This is a genomic window from Rhizobium sp. P44RR-XXIV, from assembly GCF_001999485.2.
Classification (GTDB): domain Bacteria; phylum Pseudomonadota; class Alphaproteobacteria; order Rhizobiales; family Rhizobiaceae; genus Rhizobium.
The window spans coordinates 217,165-237,345 of record NZ_MPVZ02000024.1; the positions used below are offsets into that span (position 1 = coordinate 217,165).

The 20,181-nt window shown below is 60.3% G+C and carries 21 protein-coding genes and 1 pseudogene; 12 read left to right on the plus strand and 10 right to left on the minus strand.

Features of this window, described 5'->3' with window-relative positions; translation table 11 throughout:
- Positions 1 to 3 precede the first annotated feature (3 nt).
- Together mtaB and dapF are read right to left on the minus strand one after the other, a co-directional pair.
- The gene (gene mtaB / locus BSK43_RS04950; protein WP_077471979.1) at positions 4 to 1,278 is read right to left on the minus strand and encodes a tRNA (N(6)-L-threonylcarbamoyladenosine(37)-C(2))-methylthiotransferase MtaB; all 1,275 of its coding nucleotides are present in this window, start codon (positions 1,276 to 1,278) and stop codon (positions 4 to 6) included.
- Complete coding sequence (gene dapF / locus BSK43_RS04955) at positions 1,275 to 2,180, minus strand: diaminopimelate epimerase (RefSeq protein ID WP_077471980.1); 906 nt, start codon at positions 2,178 to 2,180, stop codon at positions 1,275 to 1,277. Before dapF ends, mtaB begins: the two co-directional genes overlap by 4 nt.
- A 276-nt stretch (positions 2,181 to 2,456) precedes the next feature.
- Between dapF and BSK43_RS04960 the strand changes: the two genes are divergently transcribed.
- Positions 2,457 to 2,900, plus strand: coding sequence for an SRPBCC family protein (locus tag BSK43_RS04960; RefSeq protein WP_077471981.1), 444 nt, complete (start codon positions 2,457 to 2,459; stop codon positions 2,898 to 2,900).
- 82 nt (positions 2,901 to 2,982) lie between these two features.
- Here the strand turns inward: BSK43_RS04960 and BSK43_RS04965 are convergent, their stop codons facing one another.
- Both BSK43_RS04965 and BSK43_RS04970 read right to left on the minus strand, forming a co-directional pair.
- Positions 2,983 to 4,002, minus strand: coding sequence for an MBL fold metallo-hydrolase (locus BSK43_RS04965; RefSeq protein WP_077471982.1), 1,020 nt, complete (start codon positions 4,000 to 4,002; stop codon positions 2,983 to 2,985).
- Positions 3,999 to 4,991, minus strand: a complete 993-nt coding sequence (locus BSK43_RS04970; RefSeq protein WP_077471983.1) for a hypothetical protein — start codon at positions 4,989 to 4,991, stop codon at positions 3,999 to 4,001. The genes BSK43_RS04965 and BSK43_RS04970 overlap by 4 nt, the downstream gene beginning before the upstream one ends.
- Before the next feature lie 375 nt (positions 4,992 to 5,366).
- Between BSK43_RS04970 and ffh the strand changes: the two genes are divergently transcribed.
- From ffh to trmD, 5 genes and pseudogenes are all read left to right on the plus strand, one after another.
- Positions 5,367 to 6,935 carry a signal recognition particle protein gene (gene ffh, locus BSK43_RS04975; protein ID WP_077471984.1) on the plus strand — a complete coding sequence of 523 codons (1,569 nt, stop codon included), beginning with the start codon at positions 5,367 to 5,369 and terminating at the stop codon, positions 6,933 to 6,935.
- Between the two features lie 17 nt (positions 6,936 to 6,952).
- Positions 6,953 to 7,255 (plus strand): chorismate mutase, encoded by a 303-nt coding sequence (locus BSK43_RS04980; RefSeq protein WP_068394432.1) that lies wholly within the window; start codon positions 6,953 to 6,955, stop codon positions 7,253 to 7,255.
- A 109-nt stretch (positions 7,256 to 7,364) separates the two neighbouring features.
- Positions 7,365 to 7,721 (plus strand): 30S ribosomal protein S16, encoded by a 357-nt coding sequence (rpsP, locus tag BSK43_RS04985; protein WP_068394434.1) that lies wholly within the window; start codon positions 7,365 to 7,367, stop codon positions 7,719 to 7,721.
- A gap of 184 nt (positions 7,722 to 7,905) precedes the next feature.
- Positions 7,906 to 8,478, plus strand: coding sequence for a ribosome maturation factor RimM (gene rimM, locus BSK43_RS04990; RefSeq protein WP_077472039.1), 573 nt, complete (start codon positions 7,906 to 7,908; stop codon positions 8,476 to 8,478).
- Between the two features lie 24 nt (positions 8,479 to 8,502).
- Positions 8,503 to 9,182, plus strand: a pseudogene (trmD, locus tag BSK43_RS04995) (tRNA (guanosine(37)-N1)-methyltransferase TrmD).
- Positions 9,183 to 9,220: 38 nt separating this feature from the next.
- On the opposite strand, the gene BSK43_RS05000 reads toward trmD, so the two are convergent.
- Entirely contained in the window at positions 9,221 to 10,408 is a 1,188-nt protein-coding gene (locus BSK43_RS05000) for a GAF domain-containing sensor histidine kinase (RefSeq protein ID WP_077471985.1), read from the minus strand.
- A gap of 277 nt (positions 10,409 to 10,685) precedes the next feature.
- On the opposite strand from BSK43_RS05000, the gene BSK43_RS05005 reads away from it, so the two are divergent.
- Positions 10,686 to 11,246, plus strand: a complete 561-nt coding sequence (locus tag BSK43_RS05005; protein ID WP_077471986.1) for a YcxB family protein — start codon at positions 10,686 to 10,688, stop codon at positions 11,244 to 11,246.
- Between the two features lie 128 nt (positions 11,247 to 11,374).
- Here the strand turns inward: BSK43_RS05005 and BSK43_RS05010 are convergent, their stop codons facing one another.
- Positions 11,375 to 12,097 (minus strand): alpha/beta hydrolase, encoded by a 723-nt coding sequence (locus tag BSK43_RS05010; RefSeq protein ID WP_246662498.1) that lies wholly within the window; start codon positions 12,095 to 12,097, stop codon positions 11,375 to 11,377.
- Between the two features lie 253 nt (positions 12,098 to 12,350).
- Between BSK43_RS05010 and BSK43_RS05015 the strand changes: the two genes are divergently transcribed.
- Complete coding sequence (locus BSK43_RS05015) at positions 12,351 to 13,904, plus strand: winged helix-turn-helix domain-containing tetratricopeptide repeat protein (protein WP_169055365.1); 1,554 nt, start codon at positions 12,351 to 12,353, stop codon at positions 13,902 to 13,904.
- A gap of 48 nt (positions 13,905 to 13,952) precedes the next feature.
- Here the strand turns inward: BSK43_RS05015 and BSK43_RS05020 are convergent, their stop codons facing one another.
- From BSK43_RS05020 to BSK43_RS05035, 4 genes are read right to left on the minus strand one after another with little or no spacing between them, the layout of a single operon-like run.
- Positions 13,953 to 14,180, minus strand: coding sequence for a hypothetical protein (locus tag BSK43_RS05020; protein WP_077471988.1), 228 nt, complete (start codon positions 14,178 to 14,180; stop codon positions 13,953 to 13,955).
- A 57-nt stretch (positions 14,181 to 14,237) separates the two neighbouring features.
- Positions 14,238 to 14,699 carry a DUF1801 domain-containing protein gene (locus BSK43_RS05025; RefSeq protein ID WP_077472041.1) on the minus strand — a complete coding sequence of 154 codons (462 nt, stop codon included), beginning with the start codon at positions 14,697 to 14,699 and terminating at the stop codon, positions 14,238 to 14,240.
- A 37-nt stretch (positions 14,700 to 14,736) separates the two neighbouring features.
- Positions 14,737 to 15,147, minus strand: a complete 411-nt coding sequence (locus BSK43_RS05030) for an SRPBCC domain-containing protein (RefSeq protein ID WP_077471989.1) — start codon at positions 15,145 to 15,147, stop codon at positions 14,737 to 14,739.
- Entirely contained in the window at positions 15,144 to 15,467 is a 324-nt protein-coding gene (locus tag BSK43_RS05035; protein ID WP_034481966.1) for a metalloregulator ArsR/SmtB family transcription factor, read from the minus strand. The genes BSK43_RS05030 and BSK43_RS05035 overlap by 4 nt, the downstream gene beginning before the upstream one ends.
- A gap of 429 nt (positions 15,468 to 15,896) precedes the next feature.
- Between BSK43_RS05035 and rplS the strand changes: the two genes are divergently transcribed.
- The 4 genes from rplS to leuC all read left to right on the plus strand — a co-directional run bounded on the left by rplS (position 15,897) and on the right by leuC (position 20,158).
- Positions 15,897 to 16,451 (plus strand): 50S ribosomal protein L19, encoded by a 555-nt coding sequence (gene rplS / locus BSK43_RS05040; RefSeq protein ID WP_068394446.1) that lies wholly within the window; start codon positions 15,897 to 15,899, stop codon positions 16,449 to 16,451.
- 310 nt (positions 16,452 to 16,761) lie between these two features.
- On the plus strand, positions 16,762 to 17,559 hold the full coding sequence (locus BSK43_RS05045; RefSeq protein WP_068394448.1) for a basic amino acid ABC transporter substrate-binding protein: 798 nt from the start codon (positions 16,762 to 16,764) through the stop codon (positions 17,557 to 17,559).
- A 34-nt stretch (positions 17,560 to 17,593) separates the two neighbouring features.
- On the plus strand, positions 17,594 to 18,472 hold the full coding sequence (locus BSK43_RS05050) for an amino acid ABC transporter permease (protein WP_077471990.1): 879 nt from the start codon (positions 17,594 to 17,596) through the stop codon (positions 18,470 to 18,472).
- Between the two features lie 276 nt (positions 18,473 to 18,748).
- Positions 18,749 to 20,158 (plus strand): 3-isopropylmalate dehydratase large subunit, encoded by a 1,410-nt coding sequence (gene leuC / locus BSK43_RS05055; RefSeq protein ID WP_077471991.1) that lies wholly within the window; start codon positions 18,749 to 18,751, stop codon positions 20,156 to 20,158.
- Positions 20,159 to 20,181: the final 23 nt, after the last annotated feature.

The window sequence follows — 20,181 nt, forward strand, 5'->3', positions numbered from 1 at the left end:
GCATTAGGCCGCGTTGGCGGCTAGAAGTTGCATGTCGAGGTGCTTGCCATTGTGGCCGGTGATTGCGACCTGCACAAGGTCGCGCGGGCGAAGGCCGGGGGCGGCGGCAAGCGTGAAGTTTTCGGTATGGGCAAGCCCATTATTCTCAATGAGCAGCCATTGCCGCGTTCCGACCATATTGTCGAGATGGGTCAGATGCAGTCTTTGTCCAGCCGCGCGCAAACGGGCGGCGCGTTCCTTGATAAGGGCGCGTTCGAGCTGCGGCATGCGGGCGGCCGGCGTGCCGGGGCGTGGGCTATACGGAAAAACATGCAGATGCGCGATGCCGGCCTCTTCGGCAAGACCAACGGCATTGGCAAACATCTCTTCCGTCTCAGTGGGAAAGCCGGCGATCATATCGGCGCCGAAGCTCGTTTCGGGTCGCAGGCGGCGCACATCCTCGATAAAACGAAAAGCATCGGCGCGCGAGTGCCGCCGCTTCATGCGCTTGAGCATCATGTCGTCGCCATGCTGCAGCGATAGATGCAGATGCGGCATGAAGCGCGGCTCGTCAGCAATGAGATCCATCAGATGCTGATCAGCTTCGATACTGTCGATCGAGGAGAGCCGCAGCCGGCGGATTTCGGGGATCTGCTTCAAAAGCGTCTTGGCGAGCAGACCAAGCGTCGGCGTTCCCGGCAGGTCGGCGCCATAGCTCGTGGCATCGACGCCGGTCAGCACGAGCTCGCGATAACCGCTTTCGACCAAGTTACGAGCCTGATCGACCACCGCGCCCATCGGCACCGAGCGCGAATTGCCGCGGCCATAGGGAATGATGCAGAAGGTGCAGCGGTGGTCGCAACCGTTCTGCACCTGGATGAAGGCGCGCACATGGCCGTCGATATGGCGGATCATCTGAGGGGCGGTCGCCCGCACGCTCATGATGTCGTTGACGCGCAGCTTCTCTTCCGCCGACACGCCGAAATCCGGCAGGGCGCGATAGGAGGCGCTCTTCAGCTTCTCCTCGTTGCCGAGCACGGCATCCACTTCGGCCATTTCGGCAAAGGTCTGCTTTTCGGTCTGCGCGGCACAGCCTGTGACGATGATGCGGGCATGCGGATTGTCACGGCGCGCGCGGCGGATCGCCTGGCGTGCCTGGCGCACAGCCTCTCCCGTCACGGCACAGGTATTGACCAGAATGGCATTGTTGAGCCCGGCTTTTTCCGCCTCAGCCCTCATCACTTCGGATTCATAGGTGTTGAGACGACAGCCGAAGGTAATGACCTCGACCCCGCTCACCGCGCCTGAGCCCCTTGCTCCGGATCGCGCGAAAAGCTTCCCGTCACGGGATCGACTGTGCCGGACCATTCCCACTCGGCCGGGCCGGTCATGACCACGTGGTCGTCCGTCTCCCGCCATTCGATGGTCAACTGGCTCGGAGCAGGCGCAGAGGCAACGTCGATGGTCACCTTGCGGCCGGTGCGGCCCGTGCGGGCGGCACTGACGGCGGCGGAACAGGCGGCGGAACCGCAGGCAAGCGTGAGACCGGCACCGCGCTCCCAGGTGCGGGTGCGTACCGTCGTCGAAGAGAGAACCTGCGCCAGCGTGATATTGGCACGCTCGGGAAACATCGGATGGTTTTCCAGCAGCGGCCCGAAACGGGCGAGATCGAAGGACATCGGGTCCTTGTCGACCCAGAAGATCGCATGCGGGTTGCCCATCGACATGACGGAAGGCGAATGCAGGATGGGATTGTCGATCGGCCCGATCTGCAGCTCGATACGGCTGGTGTCGATGAATTCTTCGGCAACCGGGATCTTGTCCCAAGCGAACACCGGCTTACCCATATCGACGGAGATCGTCCCGTCCTCATGCTCGACGGCATTCAGAATGCCGGCGACGGTCTGGAAGGTGAAAACCTTCTTTCCCGTCTCGGCCGCCAGCGCCTGCACGACACAGCGCGTACCGTTGCCGCAGGCCTGCGCCTTGGTCCCATCGCAATTGAGGATATCGATCCAGGCGTCGGTTCCCTGAGCCTTCGGATCGTGGATCGCCATGATCTGATCGAACTGGGTGGCTGGATCGGCATTGAGCGCAATCGCCGCCTCAGCCGTCACCGCATCCTTGCGGCCACGCATGTCGACGACCAGGATCTTGTTGCCAAGCCCGTTCATCCTCGCGAATTCGACCGTATTGCTCATGGTGGTATGTCCGTCTGTGTTTCGAGCTGTATATGGCGGAAATGCGGGGGAATTACCAGTGGGACGTGAAGGGCGAGATTATTCAGGATTGAGTGAACTTTCCGGGGCCGTCTCGAACCACGAGGGCGAATGGCCCGTCCTTTGACCACGGCGAAAACCTCAACCAGAAGCCTTGACGGAATTCATTTTGAGAAAAAATCATCCATCAATGTCGGATTGTCAAAAGCTGCCACGTCCTAGGCTCGTCCACTCCGTCAAACCAGAAGGAACATAGCCATGCCGAATACCATCCGCCTGCACCGCGTCCTGGCCACGAGCCCGGAGAAGGTCTATCGCGCATTCATCGAAGCGGATGCGCTTGCCAAGTGGCTGCCGCCGAATGGCTTCGCCTGCAGCGTGCATCATTTCGAAGGCACCGTCGGCGGTACTTTCAAGATGTCATTCCGCAATTTTACGACGAGCGAAATCCACAGCTTCGGCGGCGAATTTCGCGAACTCGTTCCCGGCGAGCTGGTGCGCTACACCGATAAATTCGACGACCCCAACCTGCCGGGCGAAATGGAAGTGACCGTGACCTTGAAGAAGGTTCTCGTCGGAACCGAGGTGAACATCACCCAGGCAGGCATACCGGACGTTATTCCCCCGGAAGCCTGCTATCTCGGCTGGCAGGAATCCCTGATCAATCTGGCAAAGCTCGCCGAGCCGGAGATCACGCAGTAAAGCGCAGCAGCCAGAAGGCCTCTGCAAACAACCCCTTCTCCTCCGGGGAGGAGGGGTTTTCGGTTCGCACCGGCGCCATTCGTCAAACCACCGGCACGTCGAACACTTCCCCTGCCCTGAGCGGACGAAAGCGATCCGGCTCCATGCCCTCCGCCTTCAACGCCACGTCCAGCGCCTGCACCGGCGCATCGATCCCCTCGTCCGTCAGCTGGAACGTCGCGAAATGATGCCCGGCGACATAGGCGGCGTTGCAGAGCTTCATGCCCTTCACTGCCTCTTCCGGGTTCTGGTGCTGCCCCTTCATGAACCAGCGCGGCTCGTAGGCGCCAAAAGGCAGGATCGCGAGCCGGAAGCCGCCATGCTTCTGCCTGACGGCCTCATAATTGATACCATCGTGAAAGCCGGTATCGCCCACATGGTAGATCTTGCCAGCCGGCGTCGTCAGCACGAAAGCCGCCCAAAGCGCCATGCGCCGGTCGCCCATGCCGCGCGCCGACCAGTGGTGGCAGGGCTCGACGTCAATGGTCACCCCGCCCTTGACGGCAATGCGATCGCCCCAATCGACAACGGCGATATCGGCATCGGCAACGGCGCGGCGGATGATCGTATCGTTGCCGAGCGGGGTGACGATCTTCGGCCGGTGTGCCGCCTGCAGCCGCGCGAGCGTCGCAACATCCAAATGGTCGTAATGATTATGCGTGACGAGGACGAGGTCGACGGGCGGCAGGTCCTCGAAGCGGATGCCGGGCGGCACCACGCGCTTCGGCCCGACCGAGCGGAACGGGCTGACCCGCTCCGACCAGACCGGATCCGTCAGGATGTTCAGGCCGGCAATCTGCACCAACATCGAGGCATGCCCGACCATCGTCACCCGCATCTGCTGACCAAACACATGCCGGTCGGGCTTGGCGGGCGGAAACATGCTGATGACCGGATTGGGCCAGCGCACCCGGCCGCCGGCGAGCTGCCATTTCAGCAGATCAAGCGAATTGCCCGGCCCGACCCCGCCCGGATTGAAGAAGCGCAGGCCATCGAAATGGTCTGATGTCGGGCCTTGATAATAGGGATTCCGCTTTCGGCCGGGACCTGATGCTGTCGTCATTCTCCGTCCGCCTTTCGCTCATCCGTCGCTTCAGGTTTCGCTGGTAGACCAACCTTTGCCAGCCACTCTTCGGTCTCGCGTGCCGTGAGCGTTTCCTCGATCACGACATTCGCAGGCATGGCAAAAAGCTGCGGCGTGAAGAAGCTCGTGTCCCAGAACGCCGCTCCTTCGACGGAAGGCGACAACAAAATGACCTGCATGCCTTCGATCCGCGCAATCGTGTCGACGGAGGCCTCGCCTGATATCTCCGCAACACCCGGAAGGCCGGGCTGTACCGTTTCATACCGCCACCAGGGCTCGTCATTGCCCTCTTCCGCCACGGTGACGCAGCGCGCCATATCGACAATGAACCTGTTGGGCGCGCGGCCGCCCGGCAGTGTCTCACCGAAGGCGGCCTGGATCAGCGTGAACAGATGAAAACAGTTGACGATATTCTCGTACCGCAGACGAAAGCCGCGTCCACTCGGCCCATGCAGGACGAGCAAGCGGTCGCTGCGGCTTAGAAGCATATGGCGCACCCAGGCAGCCCCTGGAGTATAGTCCTGCAGCTGGGCCAGCTGCGCCATCAGATTGGCGTCACCGGCGGCAAGCGCGCGCTCTTTCGGCATCGCGGCGAGATGCGTGACGGCGGACTGGCCAAGCAGCTGAAAGGCCTCGAGCAGCTGCCGCTGCTTGGGGCTCAATTCCTTGCGGCTGGCAAAGCCACGATGGATCTGCGGCAGCCAAGCCGTAAAAAGCTCCCACACGGCTGGGCCGCTGCGCTCGGCCGAACCGCCAGTCTCGGCGATGGTGCCGAGCATATTGGCCAGGATCGCCGCTCCCGGCGGCGGCAGTCCGCGCAGCTCTCGTGCCGCCCTCGTTACGATTTTCGGCTGCACCTTGGCGTCGGCATAAAAGGCCTGCGCCGCCGCGTTGAACCGCGCATCGACCCGGCCGCCGGCATAGATGCGACAGGCGGCAAGAAGATTGGTCAGGGCTGCATCATTCATTCTGATCTGTCTCGGGAAATCATCTTTAGGCGGGGGTCGATAGGATAGTGGGAGGCTTGTATTGGTGGCAAAGCGACGTTCATATAGTGATATTGGGCATGCATCCCAGGCATTTCCGCCGCTTTGGGTTGACTTTGATGACCTTTTCCTGTTTATCGCCCGCAATCTGCGACGAGCACAAGCCTCCGAGCCACCGACCGGGACCCATAAAGGTATAAAGAGATCCCGGAGGTCAACACCCGACAGCGCGATGCGCCCTCGGGTGGTTTTTGGCTTTGCGTCTTGTTTTCGTCATGGAAAAGCACGACGTTTTCGGGCAAAGACCCGCGCATATGCGCAAATCCAAAGCTCCAGGCGATCGATAAGGAAGAACTGATGTTTGAAAACCTCCAGGACCGTCTTGGTTCCATTCTGAATGGACTGACAGGCCGCGGCGCGCTTTCGGAAGCCGATGTTTCCGCAGCACTGCGCGAGGTTCGCCGTGCGCTTCTCGAAGCCGACGTGGCGCTTGACGTTGTTCGCTCCTTTACCGACCGCGTCCGTGAAAAGGCCGTCGGCGCCGAGATCCTGAAGTCGATCAAGCCGGGCCAGATGGTCGTCAAGATCGTCCATGACGAGCTGATCGAAATGCTCGGCGGCGACGGTGTGGGCATCGACCTCAACGCGCCGGCCCCGGTCGTCGTCATGATGGTCGGCCTCCAGGGCTCGGGCAAGACCACCACTTCTGCCAAGATCGCCCATCGCCTGACGAGCCGCGACCGCAAGAAGGTCCTGATGGCCTCGCTCGACACGCGCCGTCCGGCAGCGCAGGAGCAGCTGCGCCAGCTCGGCGTCCAGGCCAACATCGACACGCTTCCCGTTATCGCCGGCCAGTCGCCGACCGATATCGCCGCCCGCGCCGTGCAGGCCGCCAAGCTCGGCGGCCATGACGTCGTCATTCTCGATACCGCCGGCCGCACGCATATCGACGAGCCGCTCATGGTCGAGATGGCCGACATCAAGAAGCGGTCCAACCCGCACGAAATCCTTCTGGTCGCGGATTCGCTGACCGGTCAAGACGCGGTCAATCTCGCCCGCAATTTCGATGAGCGCGTCGGCATTACCGGCCTCGTGCTGACCCGCATGGACGGCGATGGCCGCGGCGGTGCGGCCCTTTCGATGCGCGCCGTGACAGGCAAGCCGATCAAGCTGATCGGTGTCGGCGAAAAGATGGGCGAGTTGGAAGAATTCCATCCCCGCCGTATCGCCGACCGTATCCTCGGCATGGGCGACATCGTTTCGCTGGTCGAGAGAGCAGCCGAGAATATCGACGCCGAAAAGGCGGCCGCCATGGCCGCCAAGATGGCCAAGGGCAAGTTCGACCTGAACGACCTCGCAGACCAGCTGCGCCAGATGCAGAACATGGGCGGCATGGGCGGCATCATGGGAATGATGCCCGGCATGTCCGGCATGAAGGACAAGATGGCCGCCGCCGGTCTGAACGACAAGCTTTTCGGCCGCCAGCTCGCCATCATCTCCTCGATGACCAAGGCAGAGCGCGCCAACCCGGACATCCTGAAACATTCCCGTAAGAAGCGCATCGCCGCCGGCTCCGGCACCGACGCCTCCGACATCAACAAGCTTCTGAAGATGCACCGCCAGATGGCGGACATGATGAAGATGATGGGCGGCAAGGGCAAAGGCGGCATGATGAAGCAGCTAATGGGCGGCCTTGCCGGCAAGATGGGTCTTGGCGGCGGAATGGGCGGAATGCCCGACCTGTCGAACATGGACCCAAAACAGCTCGAAGCCCTGCAAAAGCAGGCCGAAGCAGCCGGCCTCGGCCGTCCAGGCGGCCTGCCGGGCCTCGGTAACGGTGGCGGATTGCCAGGTCTGGGCGGCGCCAAGCTGCCGGGCCTCGGTGGTGGTTTCCCGGGACTTCCCGGTTTGCCGAAGAAGAAGTGAAAGGATCGTTGACCCCCATGATTGATCCAGAAGTAAAGGCCCAATTGGGCAACTACCGCCAGTCCATCGACAATATCGATGCCGCGCTGGTGCATATGCTGGCTGAACGCTTCCGCTGTACCAAAGAGGTCGGCGTGCTGAAGGCCAAGTACGAGCTGCCGCCGGCTGACCCGGCGCGCGAAGAATACCAGATCGAACGCCTGCGCCGTCTGGCAAAGGACGCCAATCTGGACCCGGATTTCGCCGAGAAGTTCCTGAACTTCGTCATCAAGGAAGTCATCCGGCATCACGAGCAGATCGCAGCCGATCTGAAGGCGTGATCCCGAATTGCGTCAAGCGGCTTATCGAGAGAACGCCTGCGACACGCATAACAGAAACGAACATACCGCCTCAACGAAGCGGTCAAGAAAAGCCTAAGGAGTAGAAATTATGGCACTGAAAATTCGTCTCGCCCGCGGTGGCTCCAAGAAGCGCCCGTACTACCACGTCGTTATCGCCGATGCCCGTTCGCCGCGCGATGGCCGTTTCCTGGAGAAGGTCGGTTCCTGGAACCCGATGCTCGCCAAGGACGACGCCAAGCGCGTTGAGCTCGATGCCGAGCGCATCAAGCATTGGCTCGACCACGGCGCTCAGCCGACCGACCGCGTTCTGCGCTTCCTCGCTGAAGCAGGCGTCGCTACCCGCGAAGCCAAGAACAACCCGGAAAAGGCAAAGCCGGGCAAGCGCGCTCAGGAACGCGCTGCTGAAAAGGCACAGAAGGCCGCTGACGCCGCTGCTGCTGAATAATCGGCCTTTGCAATCATCAAAAACGGGCGGCATGGCGACATGTCGCCCGTTTTTTATTTCCCATCGGCTGATGTTCATCCTATGAGAGAACGCAACGACAGCGCCTCAGATCTGCTGCATAATTCATAAAGTCGATTCCGATTTGAGGAATTATGCGATGATCGCGGCAATCGGCGAAGAGACCATGACGAAACTGCAAAACCCGGTATTGATGGCGACTATTGGCGCGGCACAGGGCCTCAGGGGCGAGGTGCGGGCTCGCGCCTATACCTCCGACCCCACGGCACTCGGCGACTATGGCCATCTGCACAGCATGGACGGCCGCAGCTTCGAGGTGCTGGAAATCCGCGAAGCCAAGAACGTGGTCGTGGTGCGGCTGCGCGGCGTCAACGATCGCAACGCCGCCGAGGCCTTGAACGGGCTGGAGCTCTACATCGAGCGCGACAACCTGCCGGATGACGAGCTCGACGACGACGAATTCTTCTACGCCGATCTCGAAGGACTGGAAGCGGTCGACGACAAGGGTACCGGCTACGGCACGGTCAGCGGCGTCTATGATTTCGGCGCCGGTGATCTCCTGGAGCTGAAGGGCCCGGGCAAGCGCCCGGTATTGATCCCTTTTTCCGAAGCAGCCGTGCTCGAAATCGATCTGGAAGGCGGCAAGATCCTGATCGATCCTCTGGCAGCCGGGCTTGTCGACAACCCCGACGACCTCATCGGCAAGCCGCAGAAGCCGGAAGGCAAGACGAAGAAGTAATCCTCATTGGGAAGTGACCGCGCCATGAGTTTCCGGGCGACCATACTCACGCTTTATCCGGAGATGTTTCCCGGCCATCTCGGCACGTCCCTTGCCGGCAAGGCGATCGAGCGCGGCCAATGGGCATTCGACACCGTGCAGATCCGAGATTTCACCACCGACAAGCATCGCACCGTCGATGACACGCCCGCCGGCGGCGCGCCGGCATGGTGCTGAAACCGGATGTGCTTGCCCGCGCCATCGACCATGCGAGCAAAAACGACAGCCGGCCGCGCCTGCTGATGAGCCCGCGCGGCAAGCCGCTGACCCAGAAGCGGGTGCGCGAACTTGCCGCTGGCGATGGCGTCATCATCATCTGCGGCCGCTTCGAAGGCGTCGACCAACGGGTGATCGACGGGCGCGATCTGGAGGAAGTCTCGATCGGCGACTACATCCTCTCCGGCGGCGAGCCGGCAGCGCTGATCCTGCTCGATGCCATCGTCCGCATCCTGCCCGGCGTCATGGGCAACGACCTTTCGGGCCTGCACGAAAGCTTCGAGGGCGGCCTGCTGGAGCACCCGCACTATACTCGTCCGCAGATCTGGGAGGATCGCGAGATCCCTGCCGTGCTGACCTCGGGCAACCACGCCGCCATCGCGAAATGGCAGAAAGAACAGGCCGAAGAACTGACGCGGGCACGCCGGCCGGATCTCTTGAAAAAGTAACAGGGTTTAGCCAACTCGCCAGTCCGGCGACGATCAGATCATGGCCGGGTCGGCTCTATCGGCATCGTGAAGGTGAATTTCGTTTCACGTTCATCCGAGCTGACTTCCAGGCGTCCGCCATGAGCCTCGGCGATCTGGGAAGCGATATAGAGCCCCAATCCCAACCCTTGCTGGCTCGTTCCCGCTTCGCCTCGGCTGAACGGTTGGAACAATAGCACTTTTGCAGCATCCGGAATGGGATTGCCCCCATTCGCAACCGATATGTAAAGAGTGCTGTCCTTGACGAAGGCTGAGACGCGAACCGGCGCATCGGCGGATCCGTGCGTGACCGCATTGCCCAGGATATTCGACAGCATCTGGCCGATGCGGCCATGATCGACGCGCACGTCATCCTGCACATCTATATCGGTTTCGAAGCTGCGTTCAGGATGAGCCGATGTAATTTCCGCCACAACCTGCTCAAGCGTGGAATTGAGCGATATCCCGGAAATCCTCTCGAGTCCTATACCGCCGCCCAATCGCCCGCGCGCAAAGTCCATCACGTTGTCGATCAACCGGGACATGCGAAGCACACTGCCGCGCATCAATGTCAAAATCGTCTGCGCGGTCTGGCTCTGGGGCTCCTTGAGCAGCATGCGGGTGCCGCCATCAATCGAGGCCAGCGGATTGCGCAGGTCATGGCCGAGCACGGCAATGAACTGCTCGCGCAATTCCGATGCCGCCTGCGCATCCAGCAGATCCGTGCGTGCGGCACTCAGCTTGGAGCCGGCGTCGAGATGATAGGCTATCAACTCGGCGAAGAGCTTGAAGGTTGCAAGCGTCTGCGGGTTGCTGAGCTTATGCGGCTTGGGATCGATGGCGCATAATGTCCCGAAGAACGTGCCGTCAGGCAGAACGATCGGCACGGAAATATAGCTCTGCAGGCCATATATCCGCGGGGTATGATGATCGGCATAGATCGGGTCTTCGGCGACATTATCGATGACGATGACCTCGTGATGCTGGCGCACCTCGTGGCAAAGCGTCGTCTCGACCTTGAGCTCTCCCCCGGCAGGCAGACCGAAGTGGACATTGTCCAGCACCTGACAGGCGATCCACCGGTCCTCGGTAACGCGCGCAACAGCCGCAAAACCCATGCCGGTCGTGCTGCACACAACGTCGAGAATCGTCGGTACGGCGGCTATCCGTTGAACCGCCTGAATGTCGCTCTGAAAATCTTGTGCCATTCGCCCATTAAGCAGGGTGTAATATCAATTTGTATGCCGGACGATAACGTCCACCATCTGTGGACGCAATAACTTTTGACATACCGCAACAACCCGTTTGCGCGGCATATCTGAATGGGTCAATCGACACTGACGGCGGCCATGTGCTTTTGGAAGTGCCGCACTATCTTTCGGGAATTGCTGCCAAAAGTCGTAGGGCCGCGAACGTGATTGAGGAATTGCACATCAACCCACGCCCCCTGACGGCCATGGGCAGAATTGCAATTGGAGGAAGTCTTTGTCTGAACTCAAGCGTGACGATGAAAAACGAGCGGACATTGTCATTCAGCTCGAGCCGCAGGATCTGGTCCACGCACTCCGCCTGCATTTTCGGCAACACCTTCGCAGCAGAGGCGGACTGATCCGCCTTGCGATCACATGGCTTCTGGGAATGGTGGCTTACGGAATTCTCGTGGGTGGCCCGGTCGATGCGCACGGCGCATTTCTATCCATCCTCGGTTTCGCGATCCCGGCGCTCATCGCGATCATCGGCATCCCCTTTCTGATCGTTTACACGATGGGCGGACGAGCAGCGAGACGAATCTTCCGCGAGCAAAAAACGCTGCAGAAACCCTATCATTTTTCATGGACCGAGAATGGGGTGCACCTTTGGAGCGATTTTGGCGAAGCACGGCTGCAATGGAGTGATTTCCTGAAGGCACGGCAGGATCGCCATTGCATGCTGTTCTATGAATCGCAGCGTCTCTACAGGATCGTGCCAAAGCGCGCCCTGACGAATGATCAGATCGGCGAATTACAGGCTTTGGCTCTCAAAGTGCCGGATCGTCAAGGATTTTGACAGTCTCGTTCGTCCCTTTTTCACCTGTACGCAGCCCATCATCGTCCCTTTCGCCATTAAAGGCAGGCATCCCGTGCAGATGCAGCGGGATGCCCTCGGCGGCTCGGTAGCGGAGACCCCGACCACGCCTATTTCGTGGCGGCGCTTTCCGCGGCTGTTTCGATAAGCTTGGCAACAGCAGCAGGCTTCGAGACATAGATGGCGTGGCTTCCGGCCACTTCGACCGTGGTGGCGCCGGCGCGTTTGGCCATCATCCGTTGCACTGCCGGCGGGATCATGCGGTCTTCGGTCGTCACCAGGTACCAGCTCTTCTTGTTTTTCCATGCCGGGTTGGTGACCGTGCCGCTGGCCGCGGCAAGGCCCCAGGGAACCTGCGAGGCTGCCATGAATTGCGCAACGTCAGGCTTCACGTCGGCGGCGAAGGCTGCCGCGAACTTCGTCTTGTCGAGGAACAGGAAGCCGTCTTGCGGCGGAAGGATCGGCGGCGGTGCCGCGTCCTTCGGCGAATTGGTCTTCAGCACCGAGATAACGGATTCCCCGGCATCCGGAGCAAAAGCAGTGATGTAGACCAGACCGGCGACTTTCGGATCGCTGCCGGCTTCCGTGATGACGGCGCCGCCATAGGAATGGCCGACCAGGATGACATCGCCCTTGGCGGCATCGATCGCACGCTTGGTGACGGCAGCATCGTCGGCCAGCGAAATGGTGGGATTCTGAACGATCGTGACGTCGTAACCGTCCTTCTTCAGCTTGCTGTAAACGCCCTCCCAGCCCGATCCATCGACAAAGCCGCCATGAACAAGAACGATTGATTTTTTGGCGCTGTCAGCTGCAAAGGCCGGAACGGCCAGAAGGCTCGCCGCCGCGATTGCCAGAACCGAGGATAATTTTATCAATGGATCTCTCCCGTGATTGATACAACGGAGAAAGCCTATAGAGACGGCCCGGGCGGGTATCGAAGATCTGCCGAAAAATTTCCGAAGAAGTTTGAAATCGGATGCCTATACTGCGCCTCAACTGACGACGTGAAACCATAGGTCCATGAATGGCAACGGATCGACCTCTGCCGTTCCTGCACGCCAAAGCCGGCGGAAAACCAATTTGATGCTGAGACGACGTTCTGCCTTCGGCGAATTCCTCCTCAATCCGGAAAATGGGACGCTGACCAGAAACGGCCAAAGAGTGCCGCTTGGTCGAAGAGGCGCTCTGCTGCTGGAAATATTGCTCAGGCGGCAAGGTGAAATCGTCGCCAAGGAAGAGCTGATCGATGCCGCCTGGGCCGGGCGGGCCGTGGAGGAGAGCAATCTTTCAGTCCAGATTGCCCTTCTTCGCAAGACAATCGGGCTCGATGCCGAGGGGCGAGAATGGATCGATACCATTCCGCGCGTCGGCTATTGTTTTCGCGCGCAGCCGAAGGAAACAGCCGAACGCAGCGTTCGGCGCGAAAGATTGTCGATAGCCGTGCTGCCCTTCGCAAACCTCTGCCCGGAGGAAGAGGATGATTTCTTCGCCGATGGTCTTGCCGATGAAATCATCACAACTCTGTCCAAGGTTCCTGGCCTGGTGGTGATCGCGCGCACCTCCAGCTTCATCTATCGCCGCCGCTCCGTCGATATCCGCAGGATCGCCGAGGAACTGGGAGTCCGGTTTGTGCTCGAAGGCAGCGTCCGCAGGAGCGGCGGCCAGGTCCGGATCACCGCCCAGCTCTGCGACGGGATGACAGGCGGGCAGCTATGGAGCGAAAAATACGACCGGGATCTTTCGGATATCTTCTCGCTTCAGGATGACATCGCCCGCAGGATCGGAACCGAACTGCTCGCCGTGTTGAATCCCGTCGAAGCGGCCGAATGGCCCGCATTCTCCCCGGCAGGCACGGCCAGCGCCGACGCCTATCAGGCCTATCTTCGCGGCAGGGCGATGCAGCGGGGCGCCACCCAGAACGCCGATATATTCCGGCGCACCGTGGAATGCTTCCGCCAGGCCATGACACACGATCCGGCATATGCGGCACCCTATGCCGCTCTTGCAATGGCCCTCTCGCACAATCACTACAATCGCTGGACCGAGGACTCGGATCGATCACTAGACGAAGCAGCCAAACTCGTGGCGGAGGCTATTGCGCGCGATCCGAATGATCCGCTCGCCCATGGCGTCGCAGCCCTGATCGCCAAATACCAAACGAACTATGAGATGTGGGAGACCGAAGTCGAGACGGCCCTTTCCCTCAATCCGAACTTTGCGCCGGCGCTGTCCCTGAGAGGGACGCTGCGAATGTATAGCGGCAATCCCGGGGCGGCGATCCGCGACCTCGAGCGGGCGATAAGATTGGATCCGCATTTTTCACAGACCTATCTTCACCATCTTGGCGTCGCCCACATCATTATCGGCAACTACGAAACAGCCGTGTCGCTGCTGAAGGAAAGGATCGCGCTGGTCCCGGAGACCGATATGAGCAGGGCGTGCCTCGCCTCGGCGCTTGGAAGCCTGGGCCGTACCGACGAGGCTCGGGAGACGTGGCGCGGACTTCTCGCGATACACCCCAGATATACCTATGCCGACGGTATAGGCCGTATGCCATTTAGAAACCCCGACGACCTCGCCAAGGTCGCTTCCGGGCTTCGCCAAGCGGGAATTTGCGTCTCCGACCTCCCGCACTAGCGCGCTGCCGATGACACTCCCCAGCCGCTGCGGATCATCTATCTGCGCTTATGGCGCCGGCTGCCCAAGCTGGGCACCGCGCCACTTGGCGATATAAGGCCGTGCGAACATGTAGAGGCCGCTGAATAACAGCAGGAAGAGCGGCAACAGCGGCGAATAGACCACCCAGGCGGGCGGCGTCCCCAAGGCCATGGCGACGAAGTTGGCAATGACCGTTGCCGTGAAGACGATCGACAGCCAGCGATGGGTCTGCCTGATATAATTGCTCCAGTTCATTGATACCTCCCTTTGGGAACGCGCCGAAGGCCGGCGGCATGGGTGATTGCTCTACGTTTACCTTGCCGGACGCGCCGGTGCCTTTCCCTTCGATCGGCCGGACGAGGACACGTTCAAGGCCGCGGCGGCGCGAATGAGCGCCTTCAACGCCTCCTCGTCGATCTCGTCGCCTTCATGAAAATCGATCGCGCGCCGGGTCTTGCCTTCGAGGCTGGAGTTGAACAGGCCTGACGGATCCTCCAACGAAGCGCCCTTTGCAAAGGTCATCTTCACCGCACTCTTGTAGGTTTCGCCGGTGCAGATGATCCCGGCATGCGACCACACCGGAACGCCTCTCCATTTCAATTCCTCGACCACGTCGGGATCGGCTTGCTTGATGACGCGCCGGATGCGCGCCAACATTTCGCCCCGCCAACCAGCCAATTCCGCGATTTTCGCATCGATGATCTGAGAGGGAGTGGCCCCTTCATGGTTTTCGCTCGGGTCGCTTTTCTTCATCGCTGCGCTCGCTTTCCTCATCATTGTCATCACCGGCGGTTCGTTGTCGCGGCAGACTTCAGCTTTGCCCCGCCAGAACCTGTTCCAGATTTGCAAGGAACCGCTGCCACCCGTATTTGGCGCCCTGGTATGCCTGCTCCTGATCCCGCCGGAAGCCCGATTGCTCCATGCGCAGATGAGTGCCCGCACCCCTCGGCGTGAGGATCCAAGTGACGACGCTTTCAAGGCCATGGGCGTTCCAGGTATAGGCCAGCGTCTTGTTCGGCTCGACCTCAAGAACCTGACAGTCGACGGAACCCCATTCGGCGGTCAGCTTGAAGGAATGGTCGACGACGGGCTTGAAGTCGTTCTTCATGAGCCACTCCTGGATCAGGTGCGGCTGCGTGAGTGCGCGCCAGATCTTTTCCGGCGGAAACGCCACCTCCCGCTCGACGACGACGGTGCGAATTTCGGTCGATGTGTCGTTCATTGGTCCATCCTTTTCAGAAGATCTTCGAGATCGTCGAACCGGCTCTCCCAAAAGCCGGCCATTTGGCTCGTCCAATCGATCAGCGGCGCAAGCGCCGAAAGCTGCGCGCTATAATGTGTCTGGCGGCCTTCGTGACGGTCGCGCACCAGCCCGGCCCGCTTCAGCACCGCCAGATGCTTCGAGACAACCGGCTGCGAAACGCCGGCCCGCTCCGTCAGAACCCCGACCGTCTTCTCACCTTCGCGGCATAGCCGTTCGAAAATGGCTCGGCGAGTGGGGTCAGCGAGCGTTTTAAAGAGCGCGTCATGAATGTTTGACACCAGAAACCATACCCCGTTGGCTATGAATTAACGTATAGCCAACGAGCTATGAATAAGTCAAGCGGCAAGTTGCATGGGGACGTTACTCCTCGCTAAAAGGAGCGAGCGATCATCTCTGTCCAACGACCCATAGCCATTCTGGATCCCGAGTGATAAACCGGCTGTGCGTTGGTTCGAGGCGAAAAATCGCCCTTTAACCCCGTCGCAGCAAGCAAACGCGACGAAATTCCCCGCAAAGGGGTGACAAAGCCATGACAATACGATATGTGCGCGGCCGGCATGGGAAGTTTCCCATCAACCACCAAAGAAAAGCAGACGTATTCGCCCCTGCCTTTAAAGCATATATCCGAGGCGAGACCTCTAGAGGTCCGACCGGGGATAGATCGTTCTGGGCGCTCTGGCTGTTGAAGCAACAACGAGGTTGATAACATGAACATCATTCAGCAGTTGGAAGCCGAACAGGCTGCCAAGATCGAAGCCAAGCGCACGCTCCCTGATTTCTCCGCTGGCGACACCCTTCGCGTCAACGTGAAGGTCACGGAAGGCAACCGTACCCGCGTTCAGGCCTATGAAGGCGTCTGCATCGCTCGCTCCGGCGGCGGCCTGCATGAGAACTTCACCGTTCGCAAGATCTCCTACGGCGAAGGCGTCGAGCGCGTATTCCCGATCTACTCGCCGATGATCGAAAGCGTCGAAATCGTTCGCCGCGGTAAGGTCCGTCGCGCCAAGCTGTACTACCTGCGCGACCTGCGCGGCAAGGCTGCCCGTATCGTTGAAAACACCGGTACCCGCGCCCGCAAGCTCAACGACGCCGAGCGCCAGGCGGTTGCCGAGGAAAAGGCTCGCATCGAAGCTGAAAAGATTGCAGCAGCCCAGGCTCTGGCAGCCGAAAAGGCAGCAGCAGAAGCCGCCGAAGCAAAGGCCGCAGCCGAAGCAGCAGCAGCTGCTGAAGCCGCCGCAGCCGCTGAACCGGCAGCAGAATAAGTCTCGATCCATCGGGATCACGACGAAAAAGGCGGCCCTCGGGTCGCCTTTTTTATTGCCTGACGCCTCGAGGATTTCCAAGAGAAATGCGCCGGCTGCTTCTATAAAAAATGTTCTTATGATTTATATGAAGCAATTATTTTGATTAATTTATGAAAAAAATTGCTTTATTATGCCGTAAAAAATTTTCTACCAACCGCTTGTTTTTAGAATTCCCTTCCCATTTTTTATGATTGCCGCCATGGCAACAGCCTTGCCATTGGCTTTCCAAATATGACACTTTCGCGCCACGCTAATCGGGGAAATTTCCATGGCATTCCGTCGTTCGTTCCTTCTGGGCCTCAGCGCCCTCGTGCTTGCCCCTTTCACCTCCTTCGCCGCTGACCTGCCGAACCTTAACGGCAAGACCGTCATCGTCGTTACGGAAAATGCTTACCCACCGCTCCAGTTCATCGACCCAAAGACCAACAAGGCGATCGGCTGGGAATATGACGCGATGAACGAGATCGCCAAGCGCCTGAATTTCAAGGTTGAGTACCAAAACACCAGCTGGGACGCGATGATCCAGGCCGTTTCCGAAGGCCAGTACAACATCGGCATGACCGGCATCACCATCAAGGATGACCGCAAGCAGAAGGTCGATTTCTCCGACCCCTATATGCGCTCCGAGCAGTTCATGCTCGTGCGCGGTGACGAGAAGCGTTTCACCGAGGCGAAGAGCTTCGCCGCCTTCAAGGACGGCCTGATCGGCGCGCAACCGGGCACAACGCCCTTCTACACCGCCGTCTATTCGGTCCTTGACGGCAACGAGCAGAACCCGCGCATCAAGACCTTCGAAACCTTCGGCGCCACCGTGCAGGCTCTGAAGACCGGTGACGTCGACATGGTGCTGACCGACGGCACGGCCGGCAAGGGCTATGTCGATGCCTCCAACGGTGGCCTCAAACTGATTGGCGGCCCCCTCGGCTCCGAGGATTTCGGCTTCATCTTCCAGAAGGGCTCCGATCTCGTCGCTCCGGTCAACGCGGCGATTGCCAGCCTCAAGGCCGACGGGACCTTCGAAGCGCTGAACAAGAAGTGGTTTCTCGACTACAAGATGGGCCAATGAACGCTGCAGATCGACATACCGGAAGCCCGCTCTGATGGCACCTTTGGCAGGCCCGGGCGGGCACCGCGGCAAGGAGGACTTTCCCTGGTGGTTGGTCGTCCTTGCCATCCTCGGCATCGGCGCCTCTTTCGCAATTGCGGCGAACGGCCTCTATACCCAGATTTTCTCTCTTCTGCTGAACGGCATCGGCGTCACAATCTTCGTGACGCTGGTGGCCTTTACGCTTGCCATGCTGCTTGGCCTGGGGCTTGCACTGCTCGGCCTGTCGGATTTCCTCGTGCTGCGGCAAGTGGCACGCCTCTATATCGAGATCGTGCGCGGCATCCCGATATTGGTACTGCTCTCCTATATCGCCTTTGTCGGCACGCCGGCCTTCGTTGCCGTCTATAACTTCATCACCTCCCCATTGGTCTCCGCCGGCTGGACGAACCCGCTCATCACTCGCGACGTGCCCTTCGTCTGGCGCACGATCATCGCGCTCACGATCGCCTATTCGTCCTTCATCGCCGAAATCTTCCGCGCCGGCATCCAGGCGGTCGACCAGGGCCAGATCGAAGCGGCCAAGGCGCTGGGTCTCAGCCGCTTCCAGCGCTTCCGCCTCGTCGTCTTTCCGCAGGCAATCCGCGTCATCCTGCCGCCGCTCTCCAACGATTTCATCGCGATGGTCAAGGACAGCTCGCTGGTATCAGTCCTCGGGGTTGCCGATATCAGCCAGCTCGCCAAGCTCTACTATTCGGCCAATTTCCGTTATTTCGAAACGCTGTCGATCCTCGCTTTCATCTATCTCTTGCTGACAGTCGGCCTGTCTCTGTTGCTGCGGCAGCTCGAAGCCTGGATGCGTCGCCGCTCCGGCAGCGATCGCTCCGCCTTCCCCCGCATGGCTGCGGGCCAGCCACCCGGGGCACAGGTGTGATCGGTGCGGTCAAATGCCGGCCGTACCGATACAGCCTATCGTCGCCATTGCCGAAGGTTTTGAAAATTGATATGAGCATGGCCATGAGTAAGATCATGAGCAAAGACGGACGTTACGTCACGGCTTTCGTGCTGCAGGACCATAAGCGCCTGCCGGCACGCTTCTTTGCGATGATTTCTGGCGCGCTCAACAGCCGACTTCGCTGATCACACCCGAGGCCGGCGGTCCTGATCCGTCAATCCCCATCTACGACACTGCCAATATGGATCTGTAGCCATGAGCGCTCCACGCACACTTTACGATAAAATCTGGGATGACCATCTGGTCGACGCACAGGATGACGGCACCTGTCTTCTCTATATCGACCGCCACCTCGTTCATGAGGTGACGTCGCCGCAGGCATTCGAAGGCCTGCGCATGACCGGCCGCAAGGTCCACGCACCGCAGAAGACGCTTGCCGTCGTCGACCACAATGTTCCGACCTCGGCCGATCGCCATCTCGGCATCAAGAACGAGGAAAGCCGCATCCAGGTTGAACAGCTGGCCAAGAATGCCGCCGAATTCGGCGTTGAATACTACTCCGAGAACGATAAGCGTCAGGGCATCGTTCACATCATCGGCCCTGAGCAGGGCTTCACCCTGCCAGGCATGACCATCGTCTGCGGCGACAGCCACACCTCGACGCACGGCGCCTTCGGCTCGCTGGCGCACGGCATCGGCACCTCCGAGGTCGAGCATGTGCTCGCCACGCAGACGCTGATCCAGAAGAAGGCCAAGAACATGCTGGTGCAGGTCGACGGCCAGCTGCCGCCGGGCGTCACCGCAAAGGACATCATCCTTGCCATCATCGGCGAAATCGGCACCGCCGGCGGTACCGGCTACGTCATCGAATATGCCGGCGAAGCCATTCGCGCGCTTTCGATGGAAGGCCGCATGACCATCTGCAACATGTCGATCGAGGGCGGTGCCCGCGCCGGCCTGATCGCGCCGGACGAGATCACCTTCGAATATATCAAGGGCAAGCCGCGCGCGCCGAAGGGCGAGGAGCTGGAACAGGCGATCGCCTACTGGAAGACGCTGACATCGGACGAAGGCGCACATTACGACCGCATCGTCACGCTCAACGCCGCCCAGCTGCCGCCGATCGTTTCCTGGGGTTCATCGCCGGAAGACGTCATTTCCGTTCAGGGTGTCGTTCCCAACCCGGACGAAATCCAGGATGAGACCAAGCGTACGTCCAAGTGGCGTGCCCTCGATTACATGGGCCTGAAGCCGGGCACGCCGATGACCGAGATCAACGTCGATCGCGTCTTCATCGGCTCCTGCACCAATGGCCGCATTGAAGACCTGCGCGCCGTCGCCAAGGTCGTCGAAGGCAAGACCGTGGCCTCCACCGTCGACGCCATGATCGTTCCGGGCTCCGGCCTAGTGAAGGAACAGGCGGAGGCCGAAGGCCTCGACAAGATCTTCAAGGCTGCCGGTTTCGACTGGCGCGAGCCTGGCTGTTCCATGTGCCTCGCCATGAACGACGACCGCCTGAAGCCGGGCGAGCGCTGCGCCTCGACCTCGAACCGCAACTTCGAAGGCCGCCAGGGCTTCAAGGGCCGCACGCACCTGGTCTCGCCGGCCATGGCCGCCGCTGCCGCTATCGCCGGACACTTCGTCGATATCCGCGAGTGGAACTGATCCGCTTCAAAGCATGAATAGGA

Coding starts and splice junctions, on each gene's coding strand:
- BSK43_RS05025 (WP_077472041.1), bottom strand. CDS start 14,699: ATGAGGAAAGCGAGCGCAGCGATGAAGAAAAGCGACCCGAGCGAAAAC.
- BSK43_RS04965 (WP_077471982.1), bottom strand. CDS start 4,002: ATGACGACAGCATCAGGTCCCGGCCGAAAGCGGAATCCCTATTATCAA.
- BSK43_RS05050 (WP_077471990.1), top strand. CDS start 17,594: ATGGCACCTTTGGCAGGCCCGGGCGGGCACCGCGGCAAGGAGGACTTT.
- BSK43_RS04960 (WP_077471981.1), top strand. CDS start 2,457: ATGCCGAATACCATCCGCCTGCACCGCGTCCTGGCCACGAGCCCGGAG.
- ffh (WP_077471984.1), top strand. CDS start 5,367: ATGTTTGAAAACCTCCAGGACCGTCTTGGTTCCATTCTGAATGGACTG.
- rplS (WP_068394446.1), top strand. CDS start 15,897: ATGAACATCATTCAGCAGTTGGAAGCCGAACAGGCTGCCAAGATCGAA.
- BSK43_RS05030 (WP_077471989.1), bottom strand. CDS start 15,147: ATGAACGACACATCGACCGAAATTCGCACCGTCGTCGTCGAGCGGGAG.
- leuC (WP_077471991.1), top strand. CDS start 18,749: ATGAGCGCTCCACGCACACTTTACGATAAAATCTGGGATGACCATCTG.
- BSK43_RS04980 (WP_068394432.1), top strand. CDS start 6,953: ATGATTGATCCAGAAGTAAAGGCCCAATTGGGCAACTACCGCCAGTCC.
- BSK43_RS05045 (WP_068394448.1), top strand. CDS start 16,762: ATGGCATTCCGTCGTTCGTTCCTTCTGGGCCTCAGCGCCCTCGTGCTT.
- rimM (WP_077472039.1), top strand. CDS start 7,906: ATGACGAAACTGCAAAACCCGGTATTGATGGCGACTATTGGCGCGGCA.
- BSK43_RS05015 (WP_169055365.1), top strand. CDS start 12,351: ATGCTGAGACGACGTTCTGCCTTCGGCGAATTCCTCCTCAATCCGGAA.
- BSK43_RS05000 (WP_077471985.1), bottom strand. CDS start 10,408: ATGGCACAAGATTTTCAGAGCGACATTCAGGCGGTTCAACGGATAGCC.
- dapF (WP_077471980.1), bottom strand. CDS start 2,180: ATGAGCAATACGGTCGAATTCGCGAGGATGAACGGGCTTGGCAACAAG.
- rpsP (WP_068394434.1), top strand. CDS start 7,365: ATGGCACTGAAAATTCGTCTCGCCCGCGGTGGCTCCAAGAAGCGCCCG.
- BSK43_RS05020 (WP_077471988.1), bottom strand. CDS start 14,180: ATGAACTGGAGCAATTATATCAGGCAGACCCATCGCTGGCTGTCGATC.
- BSK43_RS04970 (WP_077471983.1), bottom strand. CDS start 4,991: ATGAATGATGCAGCCCTGACCAATCTTCTTGCCGCCTGTCGCATCTAT.